Raw genomic sequence first — 18283 nt, 5'->3', positions numbered from 1 at the left:
ATACTGCGGTAAACTCAAGGTCTATTGACCAATTGAACTTACGATTTTAATTTGTTTGTCGTCTGGAATCTCTTGATAAGACAATACTTGCAAGCCTTGTACCGCATTTTTAAAGAATCGAGATAATACGGGTCTTAATAATCCAGACGTTAACAATATTGCCGGCTCTCCGGAAATTTCCTGCTTCTGACTTGCCTCGTTTAACGATTGTTGCAACCGCTCAGCCAGGCCTGGCTCTATTCCTGCACCGTCATCACCACCAGCTTGTAGAGACTGATGCAACATCTGTTCCAAATCTGGTGACAAAGTAATTACTGGGATTTCTAGACTGGGTCCATTAATGTCTTGAATAATTAAACGCTTTAGCGCAATTCGGCATGCTGAAACCAATACGTCAGGATCTTGACTTTTCGGCGCAAACTCAGACAAGGTCTGCACTATCGTCCGCATATCCCTGATCGGTACGCCTTCAAAAAGCAATGTTTGTAGGACTTTCACCATCGTACTCAAAGAGAGTAAATCTGGCACTAGGCCTTCTACTAACTTAGGACTTTGTTTTTCGAGCATATCGAGTAACTGTTGAACTTCTTCATGCCCTAATAGTTGGTAGGCATTATTGGTTAATAATTGGCTGACGTGTGTGGCAATCACGGTAGCATTATCAACAACGGTATAGCCTAGTGTTTGAGCATGTTCTCTTTGGTCAGGATTGATCCAAACAGCATCTAACCCAAAAGCTGGATCTTGGGTGGGTGTGCCATTTAAATTACCAAATACTTGGCCTGGGTTAATCGCCATTTCTTGGTCATACTCAATATCAGCTTCACCTACCGTGACACCCATCATGGATATATTGTAGGCATTTGGATTTAAATCTAAATTGTCGCGAATATGTACGGGTGGGATCAAGAACCCTAGTTCTTGTGAAAGCTTCTTACGGACACCTTTAATTCTAGATAACAACTCACCGTTTTGGGTCTTGTCCACTAATGGAATCAAACGATATCCCACTTCTAAACCAATAGTATCGACTTGTTGCACATCATCCCAACCGAGCTCTTTAGTCTCTTGAGGACTATTTTCAGACGGCAGCATGTCAACTTTAGCGGCGTTCTCAGACTCTTGCTTGCGTAAATAAGTACGATACAAGGCATAGCCACCCACCAAGGCACTTAACCCCAAGAATGCTAAATGCGGCATCCCCGGAACAATACCCATGACAAATAATATACCCGCTGTAACATACAAGGCTTTGCTGTTACCCAGTTGCTGACGAATCTCATAGCCCATTTCTTGTGAATCATTTTCACGTGTCACGATTATTGCCGTCGCTACAGAGAGTAGTAAAGATGGAATTTGTGCAACTAACCCATCGCCAATCGTCAGTAAGGTATACACTTCGATTGCGGTACCGAAAGCTAAATCATGTTGCATCATGCCAATAAACAGACCGCCAACAATGTTGATTAACATAATGAATAAACCAGCTATAGCATCGCCTTTGACAAATTTTGACGCACCGTCCATCGAACCATAAAAATCGGCTTCTGAGGTGACTTCTTCGCGGCGTTTTCGCGCTTCATCTTGATCGATATACCCTGCGTTCAAATCTGCATCGATTGCCATTTGTTTACCTGGCATCGCATCCAATGTGAAACGTGCTGATACTTCTGAGATACGCCCTGCACCTGCGGTAACCACTTTGAAATTAATGATGAGCAGGATAATGAATACCACAATACCCACTGCGTAATTACCACCAATGACGACTTCACCAAACGACTGAATCACTTTACCAGCCGCATCTCCACCCTCGTGTCCATACAACAAAACGACTCGAGTTGACGCCACATTCAAGGCTAGGCGCAAAACTGTAGCGACTAATAAAATAAATGGGAAAATGCCAAAATCAATAGGTCGTTTCGTGAACACCGAAACCAAAATAACGACCAAAGAAAGAGCAATATTAAAACTGAACAGAATATCCAATAAGAAAGCTGGCATCGGTAGTATCACCATGCCCATTATCGCCAAAACTACAATAGGTGCGCCTAAACCAGCCCCCATTGTTTTGAACTGTTGACGGTCTAATTTAGGAAAATAACTCGCTAATTGCATAAACAGATTATTGACGTTAGAGAAATCATACTAGAAGTAGTACAACTAACGTGCCAAGTTGCATAACACGTTTTAGGAGACTATAAGGCCACTTTGTGAAAGGTATAAACCATTGATTTATATGAGCTATATTTTTATCGACGTAATTCAGGCGGTATTGGCAAGGACTTGCTCAACGCTTTAGGACGCTGTGCTTTACCTGACTTGTAAGCTTTTAATTGATAGACATAAGCAAGAACTTGAGCGACTGCCATAAACAACTTTTGGGGGACTTCTTGATTGATTTCAGTCGAATAATAAATCGCACGTGCTAGCATCGGAGAAGGAATCAACATCACGCCATGTGCACTTGCTACCGTCCTGATATGCATCGCAAGTTCATCAATACCTTTGGCTACCATCACGGGGGCTCGTTCTCCGTCTTGATCATATTTGATAGCGACAGAATAATGAGTCGGGTTAGTGATGATAACATCGGCTTCTGGAACGTCTTGCATCATTCGGTTAGCGGCTGCTTGGTATTGTAAACGACGAACCCTACTTTTGGTCATAGGGTCGCCTTCAGCGTTTTTCCGTTCATCCTTAACTTCTTGCTTACTCATTTTCAAATCTTTGGTGTATTTATAGACTTGAAATGGGACGTCAATCGCGACAATCGGCAACATTGCTAGAGTCAAAATCAAGAATGCCCATTCGAGCATATCAATCGCATGAAATATGTTTGCAGGAAATAACTCTTGGTCTAAATGTAACGCTTCATCTTTAAAAAATAACAAAGCAAAATACGCAGCTGACAATATAACCACGATTTTAGCAATAGATTTCCCTAGTTCAACTAAAGCATTCACCCCAAACATTCTTTTAAAACCACTGACAGGGCTGATTTTGGTCATCTTAGGCGCTGCGCCTTTCCAAGTGAAATTAAACCCACCTAGTGCAATATTGCCGTAGACACCCCCCACTAATGAAACAACCAAGAACATCAGTACTGGCCACTGCACCAAGTCAATCACCCACCCCCAAGCTTGGAACATGTGAGTAGTGTCATAAGTTTCATCTCGTGATAGGGTAAACGTTCGTTCCGTCAAGCCAAATACTGCCGAAGCGATAAATGAGCCAAAAAACATAAAACCCAGTGCACTTGAGATCAATACTAACGCGGTGGATAACTCCATGGAACGTGCGACCTGCCCTTCTTTGCGGGCATCTTCTATTTTTTTGTCCGTGGGTTCTTCTGTTTTGTCGAAATCATCTTGTGCCATGACGCCCTCCTACAAACACACGCGAACCAACGAGCACATTAACTCTTGGCCACGGTTCCATTGGGTTGTAAAGTGCGTTGTCATATTTTCTAAGGTTAAGAAAATAATGATTAACCCCATGATCTGAGCGATTGAAAAACCAATCGTAAATATATTCATTTGTGGCGCTGCTTTCGTCATAACTCCAAACGCTAAGTTCACAATAAGCAAAGAGACAATGGGCGCTAAAGCGACGGTAACAGCGGCAATAAACAACCAACTCCCCCAATGCGCAATTTCTTTGAACTGTTCAGCAGTAAACCAAACTTCACCAATGGGAAAGGCCTGAAAACTCAAGGCAACGATTTGAATCATCGCCAAATGGCCATCTATTGCCCAAAAAATCAACGTTGCTAAGATTAAGTAAAATTGACCAACCGCTGGCACCGAAATACCATTGATTGGATCAACAATTGACGCAAAGCCCAAACCGGTCTGCATCGCTATTATTTGTCCCGCTAAAACAAAAGTGTCTAGCACCATAGCTGAGATAAAGCCCAGTACGACCCCAACGATTAACTGTTCAATCATCTCAACAAAAGCTCCTGCTGAAACCAAGTCAGTAATGGGTGTCGGGGGAACCATTGGCATAACAGCTACAGCAATAAACATCGCCAATAAATTACGAATCGGCGTGGGTATAGTTTTCGCACTGAAACCGACCATCGAGATCAACATTCCAGAAATACGCAAAAATGGCAGAATATAATCTGCCAAAGCTTGCATGATGGTACTAGTTAAAATTTCCATATTAGTCGGTAACTGTGAATTTTTTGTACATACAATTACCCAATCACAATTGGAATTTTGTGGACCATATTAAAGGTATAATCCATGAATTTTTGGACAAACCAATTGCCTCCCCAGCTCAATACCAACAAAGTCACAATAAGGCGTGGTAAAAAACTCATCGTTTGTTCATTGATACTCGTTGCAGCTTGGAATACTGCTACAACTAAACCAATTAATAGGCCTGGAACGATAATCGCTGAAACCAACACGATAACGAGTAACATCGCTTCTTTTAATAATTCTACGAATACTTCTGGTGACATAAATATTCCTCCTAAGTCCCCATACCAAAACTAGTGGCAAGGGTACCGAATATTAAGTTCCAACCATCCACTAAAACGAACAGCATAAGCTTAAATGGCAATGACACAATCATAGGTGAAAGCATCATCATACCCATGGCCATCAAAATCGAAGCTACAACCAAGTCGAGGATCAAAAAAGGAATAAATAACATGAAACCGATCTGAAAAGCGGTTTTTAGTTCACTTGTAACAAATGCTGGAATGAGAACGGTCAAAGGCACATCAGCGGGCTCAGCAAATTGGTCCTCATAGCCACCTATGCGAATAAACGTTTCTAGATCTTTAATCCGAGTTTGCGACAACATAAAAGCGCGCATTGGTAACTTTGCTTGCTCAAACGCCGCTTTTGCGGTCATCTCTTCACTTAAATATGGCTGTAATGCAGTTTCGTTGACCTCGTCGAACACTGGCGCCATGATAAACATCGTTAAGAATAAGCTGATGCCGATGATAATTTGGTTTGACGGTGACTGCTGCAAACCAATTGCTTGACGCAAAATAGACATCACGACAATAATTCGCGTAAAAGCCGTCATCATCATGATAAATACCGGAATAAGGCTCAAAGCTGTCATAATGAACAACGCTTGTAACGTCATCGAGTAATCTTGAGTACCATCGGTATTATTGGTGACTGTAACAGCAGGAATGCCCTGTGCGAATGACTCACTTGGGAATGCAGCAACTAAAATGCCCACTCCTAGTAAGCCCAGCTGAGTGTAGTATTTGACACCGTCCGTTTTAGTCACTAATTGCGTTAATAACGGTATGATTTGTTCCCCAAAAACCTGCGATATTTTTGCATACAGTCCAAAATTTGTGTTCATGATTTATCTCCACTGACATTTGGGTTAATTTTTTGAGCCATAGCCAGTGCTAATTTATCTTTGAAACTGCCAGTGTTGTCCGCTTCAATATCCAGTGGAGTCTCTAACTTAGCTAAATGAGAAATTTGGGTCGCTGTTACCCCAATTAAGTGCTGCTCTTGTCCTACTTGTAATACCATGATGCGTTCTTTAGTGCCTGCCATCATGCTAGCAACGACATGCATTTCGCCTTTAGTTGCATGAGTGACATTAAAACGACGCATTAAATAGGCCAAGCCAAAAATTATTGCGATAACAAATAATAAAGAAAAGAAAATTGACGCTATTTGTGAAAGACTAGAATAGGAAGTATTGGATTGGGCCAATGCGGCGGGTACAAAAAAACCAAGAAGCGAAGCACATAAAGCAGCTAACCCCTTGGTTTTAAATAGGATTTTATTTGAGTTTTTTAATTCTTTCGATTTGACTAATAACATCTGTTAACCGGATACCAAATTTATCGTTGACGACTACTACTTCTCCATGAGCAATCAACGTGCCATTTACTAAAACATCTAATGGCTCTCCGGCAACTCGGTCTAATTCGACAACTGAACCTTGGTTCAATTGCAATAGATTACGGATGCTAATACTACTTCTTCCCACCTCCATGGAAATATTGACAGGAATATCTAAAATGGTATCCAACTTGTTATTATCAAACTCAGCACCATCACTAGCATCTGATAATTCATCAAAATCAGCAACCTGGACATCATCTACATTATCTTCTGTTGTAGCACTCGTCTCAGCCTCTGCATCTGCTTGTTCAGCCATTGCTGCTGCCCAATCGTCGTTTTCTTCACTCATGACTCTTTCCTCGTACTTATAGGTCGTCGGCTAATATTTGTAATTCTTTGTCACTGTCAATCACTTGACCACCACGGGTTAGTAATTGTAAGTCTGACTTCACGGTAGTTGGTCTAGGGATTTTTTCAACAATTTGTAATGCTAAGTTTTCTCTAGAACGCCCTAACTTGGCTCTAAACGTCGGTAAATCTTCGACGAGTACCGTAAGATTTTCTGGCATATCCACAGGGATGACATCTCCAGCTTTCATGTCCATGACCTCGCGCAAAGAAAGCGTAAAATCAAGTAAATGAGTGTTGATATCTACATCAACATCCATAATTTCATCACGCAGCGCTTTGCTCCATCTAAAATCGGTATCTTCAGTATCCGATTGGACACCAGCATCCAAGAGTTCTCGAATAGGTTCCAACATGGAATATGGTAGAGACACATGAAAATCACCGCCCCCACCATCTAATTCAATGTGGAATGACGAAATGACGACAACCTCTGTAGGGCTCACAATATTCGCCATTGCTGGGTTCACCTCTGAATCCAAATACTCAAAAGAGACATCCATGACTGGCGACCAAGCTTCATTGTAATCCTCGAAAATAATTTTCAATAACATCTGAATAATACGTCGCTCAGTCGGTGTGAATTCTCGCCCTTCAATTTTGGCGTGATAACGACCATCACCACCAAAAAAGTTATCCACCAGAATAAACACTAAACGCGCTTCCATTGTAATCAACCCCGTCCCTTTTAAGGGACGAAAACGCACCATATTTAAGCTAGTAGGGACAAATAGAGTATGGATATATTCACCAAACTTGATCATTTGAATCCCGTTAATAGAAACTTCTGCCGAACGTCGCATCATATTAAAGAGACTGACCCGCATGTGCCGTGCAAAGCGTTCATTAACAATTTCCAACGTAGGCATACGACCCCGTACGATTCTGTCTTGAGAAGAAAAATCATAGCTCATCGTATCTTTATCATCGACGGTAGTATCACCCTCTTCAGGCACATCATCTACACCGTGCAATAAAGCATCAATTTCGTCTTGGGATAATACGTCACTCATAAATTTTTGCTCATTCGCTAGTTATTGCATTACAAAACCGGTAAACAATACACGTTCAATCACTCGTTGTTCAGTTACATCATTTAACCGATTCTGAACTTCTTTTGTGGCAGTCAACTTTAACGCTTCTTTGCCCGCCCCTGTGGCAATATCTTCGGCATTCGTCGCAGAAAAAACTTGTAATAACGTCCCTTCGATTAAAGGGATATGTAGCCTTGCAAGTGCATCATTCTCAACACCTCTCACCATTAATTCGACTTTTATTTGGACCAGACGCTCACGTGTCTGACCTGGAACATTGAAGACAAATGGCCTCGGCATTGCCACATACATTGCAGCTAGAGAAGTATCAATGGGTTCTTCAACCACTTCTTCTGTCGCAGTATCGCCACCTTCTTCACCGTCTGCAGCCACCGCTTCCGCCACGGGTTCTTCTGCAAATAACAAGAAATACGCAGCTGCTCCACCACCACCCAGGACAAGTATGCTCACGATAGCAATGATAATAATTAATTTGCCTTTGCCTGCTGGTTTCGCGTCTTCATCTGCCATTACTTTTTCCTTAAAACCTTAACTGTGTTTGGTACTATTCGCTCTTCTGCCCTAACATTAGCGTTAGGCATAAAAATCAATTCCGCCAATATTTCCATTCGTTATACGTTGTTCTGCAATTATGTTGCCATCTTGTTCTGACTCATCAGAAAATTCGCTATTTTGTGTATCATCATGCTTGGTAGCAAAACTTGGCGTATCCTCAGGTGCATTATCTGCACTTGAGTTATCTTGTTGAATGTTACTTTCACCCAGCTGAATCCCCTGTTCTGACAGCATTTCACTCAATCTTGCAGTGGCTTGTTCAAGCACTTCTCGTGCTTGTGCGTTTTGAACAACAAAGCTAACAGAAGCTGTGTCACCTTGCATACTGACACGAATTTGCATCGAGCCGAGATCCGCAGGATCTAACCTCATATCTGCCGTAATTTGACGATTATTAGCCATAAATCTGACTTTCTCTGTCAATTGTTGCATCCCTTCTGGCTTTTCCATGTTTAATGGCTTACTTGATGGAGTGGAGGTGGCTTTATTTTGCTCAGTCGACAACTGTTGCGTTTCTGCAGAATGTCGCTGAATATCCTGAATAGAGCCTACAATTTCAGTGCCGTTGGCTACTTGCTGTAAGTTTTGTTGAGTAGACTGCTGTAACGCTTGCTGAATACTTGGCAGGTTTTGTTGTAATTGTTGTGTCACACCGTCTATCGCCTTGGCTACTACACCATCTTGGATCGGTAATGCACTTTGTACCAACGAACGTAAATCAAGTCCCGCTACGCGTCCATTGTCTAATTGCTCTTTGACTTCACCCAACGCAGCTTTGAACTGGCCTATAAACTGAGTTTTTGCTGCTTCATTTTGACCGTCAAATACGCCTGCTTGAGCTAATTTACTGGTGGTTTGTTGCGCTAGGCTTTCAACCTGTTCAGGGGTGAGCTGTGTGGTCATCGACAATACCGGATCGAGCGTTTTATCTTTAGTATTATTCATTCCCCCAAGCCCAATGCTGCCTTTTGTCAAAAGTGTGGCATTTTCTGAACCTGAAACTCGCCCTTCAGATTGTCTTAAATAACTCATTTTATTATCTTGTAATGCATTCGCTAGTGCTGTTGCGATCGTTGTTTTTTCATGCATCTCAACTGATTGTTCCTCCTCTGTTTTCACACTAGTCTCTTCTTGTAGAATAGGTAAAATACTACTATTGTCAGTCAGGTTGACGTTATCTAGGTCGTCTACATCAAGTTTATCTGCTTGGTTCTGATCTGTATGCATGACAGTATTTGTTTCGGTATGAACGCTAGTACTCGCTTCAATTACACTTGGCAAACTCTCTGAAATTGTTGCTGGTTTATAAGTAGCCTTTAGCACATTATCTGAATTTTCAGATAATTCAGGAGAGTCACTTAGATTAGTAACGTTAGTATCGGTTTGAGCTGCAGTAAAAACCTCCTTTGTCGAAGCGCTAGGTACACTATTATTTAGCTCTGTAGAGGTGTTCTGTGCTGCTAACAGCAATTCATCCCATTGTGTTGGTGGTAATTCTTGAGCCTCTGCTGTGCCTGAGTGTGTCATTTCTTCCGCACTAGAAACAACCGTATTAGCCGATACTTGAAGCCTTTGTGCTTTCTCAGCAGCTTGGCTAGCCTGACTCCCTAAGTGCTCGTCAATCTCTGAAGTGCTAACAACAGCCCTATCTTGCTTAACGGCTTGTTCATTATGGCGCTGTTGTGCTTCAGATTTGATTACTTCGTCAGTGGCATCTTGGTCATCTTTTTGTTGCGTAGCAGTTTCTAACCTCTGCTTTTCCATGGTTACTAATTGATCTTTGCGCTCTTGCCTAGCGAGGTGTTGTTCGCTTTTTTGCATACTCTTTTCTTGTTTAGCGATTTCTCGTGCCAAGTCATCCGAAAAGACTTGAGGGGTATTTGAATCGCTCCCCCCCTGCTGTTGTACATCCTGTTTTTGCGCATCAAAAGAAAGTACCTTTGTTGCAGAGTTTGCTTGTGTGGCAAACTCTGTGGCTAAAGTGGCAACTTGTTGCATAAGATAATTCCTGTAGCAAATAAGGTTAATAAATAACTCTGGATATATTTTGTATAAAACCAGGTGATATCAGCGTGTATGGTCTCTTTACTCATTAAATAAACAAAAATAACTTGAGCTTTTGGCAATACAGCATTCTGTTTTGCAATAGTTATTCCAAGTTTACTTTTTCTGTTTTTGAATAAACCGTTGGAGGGCAAAGTCATCATGTACAGCTTGCTCTTTTCGAGACTTGGCGAGCTGAGCAGCCGATCTTTTTTTGTCAATCAACTGCTCTATTGCTTTGCGTTTTTGTTGATGTTGGATCCAAATAGATTTGCGTTGTTCTGCAACTAATACAGCTTGGGATTGTTGCTTTGCTTGCATCTCGCACGCTTGATCTAGCTGTCCAACAAAGGCTAACGATTGTTGATAGCGCAATGATTCAACACCTTGTGAGGCATCTTGTGAGATATTTCGGATATATTGAGCTCGGTATTGATTGAGCTGTTCTAATTTTTGACTTTGTAAGTTGAGTTGGTGCTGAGCAGCTTGATAATTTTGCAACGCTTTTTGTTCTTTTCTATGCTCGAGTTCAAGCACTAACAATAATTGTTGTTCGGCCATTACTGTTGTAATCCACCGGCTAATGCCGCCATAGCTTGATGACTATCGGCAAATGGAATGACTTGTTTCATACCTTGTTGGTAAAAAGCTTTAATGGCGTCGTGAGCAGCTATGGATAAATCAATTTTAGGATCAGTACCACGCGTGTAAGCGCCAATACTGATTAAATCTTCGTTCTGTTTGTAAGTAGCATGTACCTGACGAATCACTCTAGATTGTTGCATATGGGTCTCATCAACAATATTTGGCATCACACGACTGATAGATGCCTCAACATCAATAGCAGGATAATGGCCTGTGTCAGCTAATTTTCTAGACAGAACGATGTGGCCGTCCAAAATAGCTCGGGCTGCGTCTGCAATGGGATCTTGCAAATCATCACCTTCTGTCAGTACTGTATAAAAAGCCGTTATAGAGCCTTGCATTTTATTGCCTCGACCCGCGCGTTCAACCAATGCCGGCAAACGCGCAAAGACTGAGGGCGGATAACCTTTAGTTGCGGGTGGTTCCCCCACTGCAAGTGCAATTTCACGTTGAGCCATGGCATAACGGGTAAGTGAATCAACCAACAGTAAGACATTTTTACCTTGATCACGAAAATACTCGGCTACTGCAACTGCGGTTTCGCATCCTTTTAATCGCATCAAAGGAGAGGTGTCTGCTGGTGCAGCAATCACCACTGCTTTTGCTCGCTCTTCAGGCGTCAATATATCTTGAATAAACTCTTTGACTTCTCGGCCACGCTCACCCACCAGACCAACGACCACAATATCGGCATTCGTCCCTCGAGTCATCATACCAAGTAGAACACTTTTACCTACCCCACTCCCGGCAAACAACCCCATTCGCTGGCCATTACCCACCGTGATCATAGAATTTATTGCGCGTACACCAACATCTAATGGCTCTTCAATCGGTTCTCTTAATAATGGATTAATGGGTTGAGTCGTGAGTGGTACGCGTTTATTAGTCGCGATTTTACCTAGTCCGTCCAAAGGATCACCATTCGCATCGATGACTCTGCCTAAAAGTGCATTGCCAACAGGAATACCCGACTCTTTTTGCAAGGGATGGACCCGTGAACCCGGCACGATACCTTTAACATTTTCGGTTGGCATTAAATAAGTAATATCATCCGCAAAGCCAACTACCTCGGCTTCAATTTCACCATCAATGGTTTGTACCAAACACTGACTGCCGACGGGCATGGAGCAACCAATCGCCTCTAAAGTCAACCCGATTCCACGCACTAACTTACCTGAAGCAACCGCTGGCGCTTTAGGTACTTGAGTCACCAAAGACGCTATTTTATTCGCCAGTGTCTGAGCCATGCAATAATCCTTGTTCTAGCATAAATCTGTCGAGGACTTGACGCATTTTTCGTTCAATGGTCATATCAACGGAATTATTATGTGTCACAATATCGCAGCCGCCACGTGAAACTGTTTCATCAGGTACAAACTGCCAGTGTTGTTCTGCGATCACCTCTGCTGTGAAATGTGTTTGGATAATTTCAAGATCTTGGGGATGCAAGCTCACCTGATAATGAGTTTCGTTGAGAGGCAATACTTTGATTCCTTGTTGCAAAGCTCCCACAATGATTTTAGGATTTGTTTGGACTTCGACATCAAGTACCGAGCGAGTTAACTGCAAGACCAATTGAAGTAGCTGTTCTTCGAGGACATCATCAATCTTAGAAATAGGATGAAATAATGTGTTGGCTAATGACTTAAATAATTCAGCCTGAATTTCCACTCGGTTTAAACCGTCTTTTTTGCCTTGCTCAACGCCTTGGATATGGCCTTCACTTTCCCCTTTAGCAAAACCTACTTCATAGCCTTCACTATGACCTTTATCGTAACCTTCTGCGTGCCCTTGGGTTAAGCCATCTTGGAAAGCTGATTGACGTATCTCATCGAGATCACTGGCTGTCAAAGGTGGTAAATCTTCTTCAATTTCTTCTTGGGAAACGGCGACACTTCTCTGTGGTGCTTTATTTAGAGCGTTAGTAGCAGATGACGTCGCCTCTTGAATTTCAGGGATTTGCCATGCGGATAAATCATTTAAATCAGCATTATTCATAATTTATAGGAAGTCATCCCCTCCACCGCCACCTAGCATTATTTCTCCGGCATCAGCTAGTCGACGTGCCACTGATAAAATTTCTTTTTGCGCTGTTTCAACTTCAGAAACCCGAATCGGACCAAGTGCTTCTAAATCATCAAGTAACATTTCTGCAGCCCGCTTAGACATATTGCCAGTAATCTTATTCTTCAGTTCATCCTCTGCACCTTTGATGGCTTTAAGCAAGGTTTCTTGTTGTACATCGCGCAAAATAGCTTGTATTCCACGATCATCAACATCCACTAGATTATCAAAGACAAACATAAGATCTTGGATTTGTTGGCTCATTTCCTCGTCTTGTTCACGGATAGCGTCCATTAATTGACCTTCGATATTCGTATCTAAGTAATTCATAATATTCGCAGCAGATTTCAAGCCACCCATTTTGGCAGCTTGAGTGCCAGCTTGGCCGGCAAACTGTTTCTCCATAATTTCATTAAGTTCTTGCAATGCTGCAGGCTGAACTTCTTCTAAGTTAGCGACCCGCATGAGGAGATCTAAACGCACTTTTTCTGGGAATTGCGCTAGGATTTCAGCCGATTGTTCTGGCTCTAAATAAGACATAACGATAGTTTGGATCTGGGGGTGTTCATTGCGAATAATACTGGCGACTTGTTTAGAATCCATCCATTTGAGTGAATCTAGCCCTTTAGCTCCAGTTCCAGTCAAAATCTGATCAACAAGGTTGGCGGCTTTATCTTCACCTAGTGCAGCAGTCAATGCACGTTTCACAAACTCTTGGCTTTGGAAACCAATCGTAGAATAGTTTTGAATCTCGTCAACAAAGTTTTTGTGCACAGCCGTTATTTTAGGCTGCGTCATGTCTTCGATGCCAGCCATGGCTTGTCCTAAACGCTGTACTTGTTTAGGTTCAAGATGCTTGAGTATCTGGGCTGCATCCTCTTCCGATAAGCTCAAAAGGAGAATAGCTGCTTTTTCTATTCCCTCAAGTTTGGTGACATCATATTCTACTTCATTGCGTTCTGCTAAGTCATTGGGCATGGTCAGTTCCTTATTCGTCCATTAATAACCAGCCTTTGACTACCTGGGCAGACAATTCTGGTTCGTTAGCGACCAATGCTCGAACCGCTTTGAGCACGTCTTCATCTCTATGTAAATCAGGCATCATGAGAGAGCCATCAGAAGCAAATCCTACTTGACCTTCATCAAAGTCTGTATTAAGCATATCTAGAGTATCATCCCCTAGATCTAAGCCTTCATCAGCATCATAGTCACTGGCATCCATACCGCTGTTAGGATCTATCAAACGACGTAGCATTGGACGCACCACAAAGATTATCAACACGATAATAACCAATGCACTTAATGCTAACTTCAAGATAGGTAAGAATCGTGGCTGCTCCCAAAAAGGAATTTCTGCCACAGCGCCCAGATCCATTCGAGTGAACGGGATACTTACTACCTCTAAAGAGTCTCCACGGGTAACATCAAAACCAATTGCACCTTGGAGTGCTTGGCGGATCTTCATTAATTGCTCTTGGGCACGAGGCTCTGAAGTACTGGTCCCGTCCGCCGCTGTAGTATTTATATAATCGACCGCCACAGACACGCTCAAACGACTCAACACACCGGTCTGTTGCTTGGTATGGCTAATGGTTGTATCTAGTTCAAAGTTTCGGGTCGCTTCTTTGCTCGTGTTGCTAGGCGTCACTCGTTCGTTAGCGTTGGCACCTGTCGCATCTTCAGGTAATTGCGCATCAGCCGGCGGTTGATTAGATAATGCGCCTGGGATCCCTGCGATTACCGAACCGTTGGTGATGGTTTCAGACGTCTGTTCACTGCGCACAGCAGGTAAATCTGGGTTGTAGCGACGTTGTGTTTGCTCAACTGAGGTAAAGTCCATAGTGACATCAACTTGAGCGGTATAATTACCTAATCCCAAAATAGGAATTAAAATAGAATCGATTTTTTCGAGATATTCACTCTCACGCTTATTTTCAATTTCATATTCTTTTCTAGCTCGAGAAGATATAGAATTTTGCGAACCAGAGTTCAGTAAACGACCTGTACTATCTGTAACGGTGACACTTTCTGGGATCATTCCAGGTACTGCAGAAGCAACAATATCTACAATAGAGTCGACTTCTTCACTGGCAATGACCGAGCCGCGTTTGGTTTTTAATACGACCGTTGCTGATGGCTTTTTCTCACGGCGTGCAAATACATTTTCTTTTGGAATAGCCAGTAATACTTGTGCGCTTTGCACAGCATTCATCTTTTCAATTGTGCGGGCAATCTTTTGTTCACGAGCATGTTTAAGGCGTTCCATTTCCAATCGTTGCGAAACACCAAAACCCATATCTTGCATGATAATGTCAGAGCCACTATCCGAAGATTGTTGCAAACCTTGTCTAGCCATACCTAATTTAATATTTTGAAAACTTCCTTCTTCTACAAGAATCGTGTTGCCTTCCAAGCGATATGGAATTTGATTTTGGTCAAGATGGTCCAGTGTTTCAATCAGCTCTTCAGTCTGATAAGTACCCAGAGGTCTGTATTCAGGTTGTTGTGCCCAAATCACAATAAATATAGCAATGGCAATACAAATCACTAAGGCAACGACCAAGGTTAATTGACGCATCATATCCGCTGTACCAACAGCTTCTAAAAAACCTGATTTTTGTTCTGCTTGTCCTGAACTACCGATGGTATCGTCACTTATTGCTAGCTCAGTGTTGGTTGCTTCAGCCATAATTTATCTCTTTTTTATACCGGCATATTCATAATGGATTTATATGCTTCCAAAACTTTATTGCGTACTTGTAGTGTTGCCTCAAAAGCAATACTAGATTTTTCTTTAGCCACCATAACATCAGCTAGACTTAGATTGGGATCACCCATATCAAAGGCATTTTGCATATTTCTAGAGGTTGCTTGCATGTTATTCACGTTGTTCACAGCTGATGTCAACATATCTGCGAAATTACTTCCTGAGTTATTTCCCACTTGGCCAATAGGATTAGGCATTGGGCTAGGTTTGATTTCTCCAACCATATTTTGCATTTCTTGATAAAGTGCATTTGCTTTAATATCCATGATGTCTCCTCAAGATGTCACTATTCTGACAGTACTCATAAAATGTTGTGCGTATTACCTAACAACGCAATATGCGTACCAAACTAAAAAATTTTTTAATCCTCTGTAGGTTTAGCTTAGTTTACTAAGGCAACTCAATCCCGACATCCCGCATTTTTGCAAGCTTGTAGCGCAAAGTCCGCGGTGAAATACCTAATTTTTCAGCAACATCTTTGCGCTTGCCATGGCATTTTTGCAACATATCCAGAATAATTTGATGCTCTTGTTGTTGGAGTTCTGTCCCTAGTAAAGGTGACGTTTGTTCAACTATGGAAGCTTGTTGTGCCGATAGGATCTGAGTGTCCATTTCTAGCATTAAATCTTGGCTTTGAATCATATTGTCTTCACACAGTATCAGCGCTCGTTGGATGACGTTTTCTAACTCTCTGACATTGCCAGGCCAAGGGTGCTGTTGAATTTTATTTTTTGCAGAGGCGCCGATAATAATCTTTGGAGAACCGGCTGGTGAATGTTTAGCAACGAGGTGCTCCGCCAATGGTAAAATATCACCAGGACGTTGGGCTAAAGGTAACCAAGTTAGCGGGAACACGTTTAAACGATAGTATAAGTCCTCTCTAAACTCACCATTTTTGACGGCCTCGAGTAAGTCTCTATTGCTCGTAGACAACACTCTTACATCTAACGTTATGGTTTTTCTGGCCCCAAGGCGTTCGACTTCTTTTTCCTGTAGTACACGGAGTAATTTAGCCTGCAAAGACAAATCCATTTCAGTAATTTCATCTAACAAAATAGTGCCACCTTGAGCTTGCTCAAACTTACCTGGACAAGCCTGAATCGCACCAGTAAAGGCGCCTTTTTCATACCCGAATAAAGTTGCTTCCAACATATTATCGGGGATCGCAGCACAGTTAATTGCAACAAAGGGTTGCGCCTTGCGCTTGGAGTGCTGGTGAATATATTGTGAGATCACTTCTTTACCTGAACCTGACGGCCCAGTAATCATTACATTAGCTTCTGATTGAGCAACCTTCCTAGCTAATGTGAGTAAAGCGGTACTTGAGGGATCACCAACAATCGGTTCCGACTGGTCAATCTTATGCATAGGTGCATATTTGTCGACTAAATTAATCAAGACCTGAGGCGCAAAAGGCTTAGTCAAATAATCAACAGCCCCCATGCGAATAGCTTTCACAGCATCATCAATATTGCCATAAGCTGTCATCAAAATAACCGGTAGCTGAGGATGCTTTTTGGTAATATTAGCTAGTAAATTTATCCCCGAAATATTGCCCATCTGTACATCTGAAATGACTAAATCCACCTCAGAGTTATTCAACTCAATCATTGCTTCTTCGGCATCTTGTGCACAAAAAACAGTGTAGCCCCCCAGTAGTAAGGTATCCTCTAGGGCTTCACGTAAACCGTGATCATCTTCAACTATTAAAATTTTTGTTGGCTTCATTTTAACGACTCCTGAGATTGTTTATGCATGGTGACATTAGTGGCTAACGGTAAGGTACAGATAAATTCAGCCCCATCATTATTCGGTTTATTTTTGGCACGAATAGTCCCTTTGTGACTTTGTATAACAGATGCAACCACCGCTAAACCTAAACCTGTTCCATGAGTTTTCGTAGTATAAAAGGGGGTAAACAACTGAGGAATGTGTTCGGGTTTTAAGCCTGGTCCATTATCGCTAATAGTCACCCGTAGGTTGTGCTCTGGAGTGACTGACATGACACAGGTAACAGTGTCACCCATTGCTGAAACCTGAACAGCATTGTGCAGAATATTTTGTAATGCGCCAGCAATCGCATCTTGATTCCCCAATAAATGAATATCCATAGCAGGAACATCAAACGTGAGTGCTATTTTATGTTTAGCTAAAATCCCCGCCATATTACTGTCAATTTGTTGCTGCAAAGAAAATACTGAAAATGTTTTTGCTAATGGTTGCTGCCCACTTTTGGCAAAGACCAACATATCGTTGACTTGCATTTCTAACTCTTTCAACCGAGCTAAAAGCTTTTGACTAAAACGTTGCTGTAAATTTGAAGAATTTGTATCGCCATTGAGGTTTTCGGCATATAACAAAGCAGCGGATAATGGGGTGCGTATTTGATGTGCTAATTTAGCAACCATCTGTCCTAGCGAAGACAAGCGCTGCATATGAGAAATTTTGGCTTGTAACTGACGAGTTTCTGTTAAATCCGTCAAGACGATTAGCTGTCCTATGCTACCTTGTAAAGGGCTAGTCGCTACTTTGACGAGTTTGCCATTACGTAAAGAAACCTCATGACCATCTGACGCTTTTGGCATAAAACAGCTATGAATAATTTCTCGCCACGGTTGATTCAACAATATTGTATCTAATAAAGAATGAGCTGCACTATTCGCTTCTATAATGACCCCTCTACTATCAAGTACCAATAAACCATCGGGCATAGATGCAAAAATTGCAGCATGTTGCTCAATAGATAAGGAAGAAATATGATTGTTTGGAATGATCTGCGCTAGCATAAATACCCTTGTCAATTAAACGGCAATTATTTGCCGTTTACCTAACAAAGCAGTTACTGTGCCAAATAAAAAAACCACCTAAAAAAGGTGGTTTAACTATTGATAAATAAGAACTTT

Annotated in this window: 18 protein-coding genes; all 18 read right to left on the bottom strand. The window is 41.9% G+C overall.

Annotated elements, in window-relative coordinates; genetic code table 11:
* Nucleotides 1-21: 21 nt before the first annotated feature.
* Nucleotides 22-2118, bottom strand: coding sequence for a flagellar biosynthesis protein FlhA (gene flhA, locus NLF92_RS02635; RefSeq protein ID WP_284700346.1), 2097 nt, complete (start codon nt 2116-2118; stop codon nt 22-24).
* 134 nt (nt 2119-2252) lie between these two features.
* Nucleotides 2253-3380, bottom strand: a complete 1128-nt coding sequence (gene flhB, locus NLF92_RS02630) for a flagellar biosynthesis protein FlhB (protein ID WP_254098574.1) — start codon at nt 3378-3380, stop codon at nt 2253-2255.
* Nucleotides 3381-3389: 9 nt separating this feature from the next.
* Nucleotides 3390-4169 carry a flagellar biosynthetic protein FliR gene (fliR, locus tag NLF92_RS02625; protein ID WP_254098572.1) on the bottom strand — a complete coding sequence of 260 codons (780 nt, stop codon included), beginning with the start codon at nt 4167-4169 and terminating at the stop codon, nt 3390-3392.
* A 35-nt stretch (nt 4170-4204) separates the two neighbouring features.
* Entirely contained in the window at nt 4205-4474 is a 270-nt protein-coding gene (locus NLF92_RS02620) for a flagellar biosynthetic protein FliQ (protein ID WP_254098570.1), read from the bottom strand.
* A gap of 11 nt (nt 4475-4485) precedes the next feature.
* Entirely contained in the window at nt 4486-5343 is an 858-nt protein-coding gene (gene fliP / locus NLF92_RS02615; protein WP_254098568.1) for a flagellar type III secretion system pore protein FliP, read from the bottom strand.
* Nucleotides 5340-5819: a flagellar biosynthetic protein FliO gene (gene fliO / locus NLF92_RS02610; RefSeq protein ID WP_254098566.1), complete on the bottom strand. Its 480-nt coding sequence runs from the start codon at nt 5817-5819 to the stop codon at nt 5340-5342. Before fliO ends, fliP begins: the two co-directional genes overlap by 4 nt.
* Nucleotides 5779-6192: a flagellar motor switch protein FliN gene (fliN, locus tag NLF92_RS02605; RefSeq protein ID WP_254098564.1), complete on the bottom strand. Its 414-nt coding sequence runs from the start codon at nt 6190-6192 to the stop codon at nt 5779-5781. Before fliN ends, fliO begins: the two co-directional genes overlap by 41 nt.
* 16 nt (nt 6193-6208) lie before the next feature.
* Nucleotides 6209-7264 (bottom strand): flagellar motor switch protein FliM, encoded by a 1056-nt coding sequence (gene fliM, locus NLF92_RS02600; RefSeq protein ID WP_254098562.1) that lies wholly within the window; start codon nt 7262-7264, stop codon nt 6209-6211.
* Between the two features lie 21 nt (nt 7265-7285).
* Nucleotides 7286-7816, bottom strand: coding sequence for a flagellar basal body-associated protein FliL (gene fliL / locus NLF92_RS02595; protein ID WP_254098560.1), 531 nt, complete (start codon nt 7814-7816; stop codon nt 7286-7288).
* Between the two features lie 63 nt (nt 7817-7879).
* Complete coding sequence (locus NLF92_RS02590; RefSeq protein WP_254098558.1) at nt 7880-9859, bottom strand: flagellar hook-length control protein FliK; 1980 nt, start codon at nt 9857-9859, stop codon at nt 7880-7882.
* 162 nt (nt 9860-10021) lie between these two features.
* Complete coding sequence (gene fliJ, locus NLF92_RS02585; protein WP_254098556.1) at nt 10022-10465, bottom strand: flagellar export protein FliJ; 444 nt, start codon at nt 10463-10465, stop codon at nt 10022-10024.
* Nucleotides 10465-11796 (bottom strand): flagellar protein export ATPase FliI, encoded by a 1332-nt coding sequence (gene fliI, locus NLF92_RS02580; RefSeq protein ID WP_254098554.1) that lies wholly within the window; start codon nt 11794-11796, stop codon nt 10465-10467. The genes fliJ and fliI overlap by 1 nt, the downstream gene beginning before the upstream one ends.
* Nucleotides 11774-12547: a flagellar assembly protein FliH gene (gene fliH / locus NLF92_RS02575; protein ID WP_254098552.1), complete on the bottom strand. Its 774-nt coding sequence runs from the start codon at nt 12545-12547 to the stop codon at nt 11774-11776. Before fliH ends, fliI begins: the two co-directional genes overlap by 23 nt.
* 3 nt (nt 12548-12550) lie before the next feature.
* Nucleotides 12551-13591 carry a flagellar motor switch protein FliG gene (gene fliG, locus NLF92_RS02570; protein WP_254098550.1) on the bottom strand — a complete coding sequence of 347 codons (1041 nt, stop codon included), beginning with the start codon at nt 13589-13591 and terminating at the stop codon, nt 12551-12553.
* A 10-nt stretch (nt 13592-13601) separates the two neighbouring features.
* Nucleotides 13602-15302 carry a flagellar basal-body MS-ring/collar protein FliF gene (fliF, locus tag NLF92_RS02565; RefSeq protein WP_254098548.1) on the bottom strand — a complete coding sequence of 567 codons (1701 nt, stop codon included), beginning with the start codon at nt 15300-15302 and terminating at the stop codon, nt 13602-13604.
* Nucleotides 15303-15316: 14 nt separating this feature from the next.
* Nucleotides 15317-15646, bottom strand: a complete 330-nt coding sequence (gene fliE, locus NLF92_RS02560; RefSeq protein WP_254098546.1) for a flagellar hook-basal body complex protein FliE — start codon at nt 15644-15646, stop codon at nt 15317-15319.
* A 124-nt stretch (nt 15647-15770) separates the two neighbouring features.
* Entirely contained in the window at nt 15771-17108 is a 1338-nt protein-coding gene (locus NLF92_RS02555) for a sigma-54-dependent transcriptional regulator (RefSeq protein ID WP_254098544.1), read from the bottom strand.
* On the bottom strand, nt 17105-18166 hold the full coding sequence (locus NLF92_RS02550) for a sensor histidine kinase (protein WP_254098542.1): 1062 nt from the start codon (nt 18164-18166) through the stop codon (nt 17105-17107). The genes NLF92_RS02555 and NLF92_RS02550 overlap by 4 nt, the downstream gene beginning before the upstream one ends.
* Between the last annotated feature and the right edge of the window lie 117 nt (nt 18167-18283).

Origin of the sequence: Opacimonas viscosa (assembly GCF_024199005.1) — a bacterium.
In the GTDB taxonomy this organism is placed as follows: Bacteria; Pseudomonadota; Gammaproteobacteria; order Enterobacterales; family Alteromonadaceae; genus Opacimonas; species Opacimonas viscosa.
The sequence above is the reverse complement of the archived record's forward strand: the minus strand, read 5'-3'. Positions and strand labels throughout refer to the sequence as shown.

Coding starts and splice junctions, on each gene's coding strand:
- fliJ (WP_254098556.1), bottom strand. CDS start 10,465: ATGGCCGAACAACAATTATTGTTAGTGCTTGAACTCGAGCATAGAAAA.
- fliN (WP_254098564.1), bottom strand. CDS start 6,192: ATGAGTGAAGAAAACGACGATTGGGCAGCAGCAATGGCTGAACAAGCA.
- flhB (WP_254098574.1), bottom strand. CDS start 3,380: ATGGCACAAGATGATTTCGACAAAACAGAAGAACCCACGGACAAAAAA.
- fliO (WP_254098566.1), bottom strand. CDS start 5,819: ATGTTATTAGTCAAATCGAAAGAATTAAAAAACTCAAATAAAATCCTA.
- fliH (WP_254098552.1), bottom strand. CDS start 12,547: ATGAATAATGCTGATTTAAATGATTTATCCGCATGGCAAATCCCTGAA.
- fliR (WP_254098572.1), bottom strand. CDS start 4,169: ATGGAAATTTTAACTAGTACCATCATGCAAGCTTTGGCAGATTATATT.
- fliF (WP_254098548.1), bottom strand. CDS start 15,302: ATGGCTGAAGCAACCAACACTGAGCTAGCAATAAGTGACGATACCATC.
- flhA (WP_284700346.1), bottom strand. CDS start 2,118: ATGCAATTAGCGAGTTATTTTCCTAAATTAGACCGTCAACAGTTCAAA.
- fliP (WP_254098568.1), bottom strand. CDS start 5,343: ATGAACACAAATTTTGGACTGTATGCAAAAATATCGCAGGTTTTTGGG.
- NLF92_RS02590 (WP_254098558.1), bottom strand. CDS start 9,859: ATGCAACAAGTTGCCACTTTAGCCACAGAGTTTGCCACACAAGCAAAC.
- fliG (WP_254098550.1), bottom strand. CDS start 13,591: ATGCCCAATGACTTAGCAGAACGCAATGAAGTAGAATATGATGTCACC.
- fliL (WP_254098560.1), bottom strand. CDS start 7,816: ATGGCAGATGAAGACGCGAAACCAGCAGGCAAAGGCAAATTAATTATT.
- fliI (WP_254098554.1), bottom strand. CDS start 11,796: ATGGCTCAGACACTGGCGAATAAAATAGCGTCTTTGGTGACTCAAGTA.
- fliM (WP_254098562.1), bottom strand. CDS start 7,264: ATGAGTGACGTATTATCCCAAGACGAAATTGATGCTTTATTGCACGGT.
- fliE (WP_254098546.1), bottom strand. CDS start 15,646: ATGGATATTAAAGCAAATGCACTTTATCAAGAAATGCAAAATATGGTT.
- NLF92_RS02550 (WP_254098542.1), bottom strand. CDS start 18,166: ATGCTAGCGCAGATCATTCCAAACAATCATATTTCTTCCTTATCTATT.
- NLF92_RS02620 (WP_254098570.1), bottom strand. CDS start 4,474: ATGTCACCAGAAGTATTCGTAGAATTATTAAAAGAAGCGATGTTACTC.
- NLF92_RS02555 (WP_254098544.1), bottom strand. CDS start 17,108: ATGAAGCCAACAAAAATTTTAATAGTTGAAGATGATCACGGTTTACGT.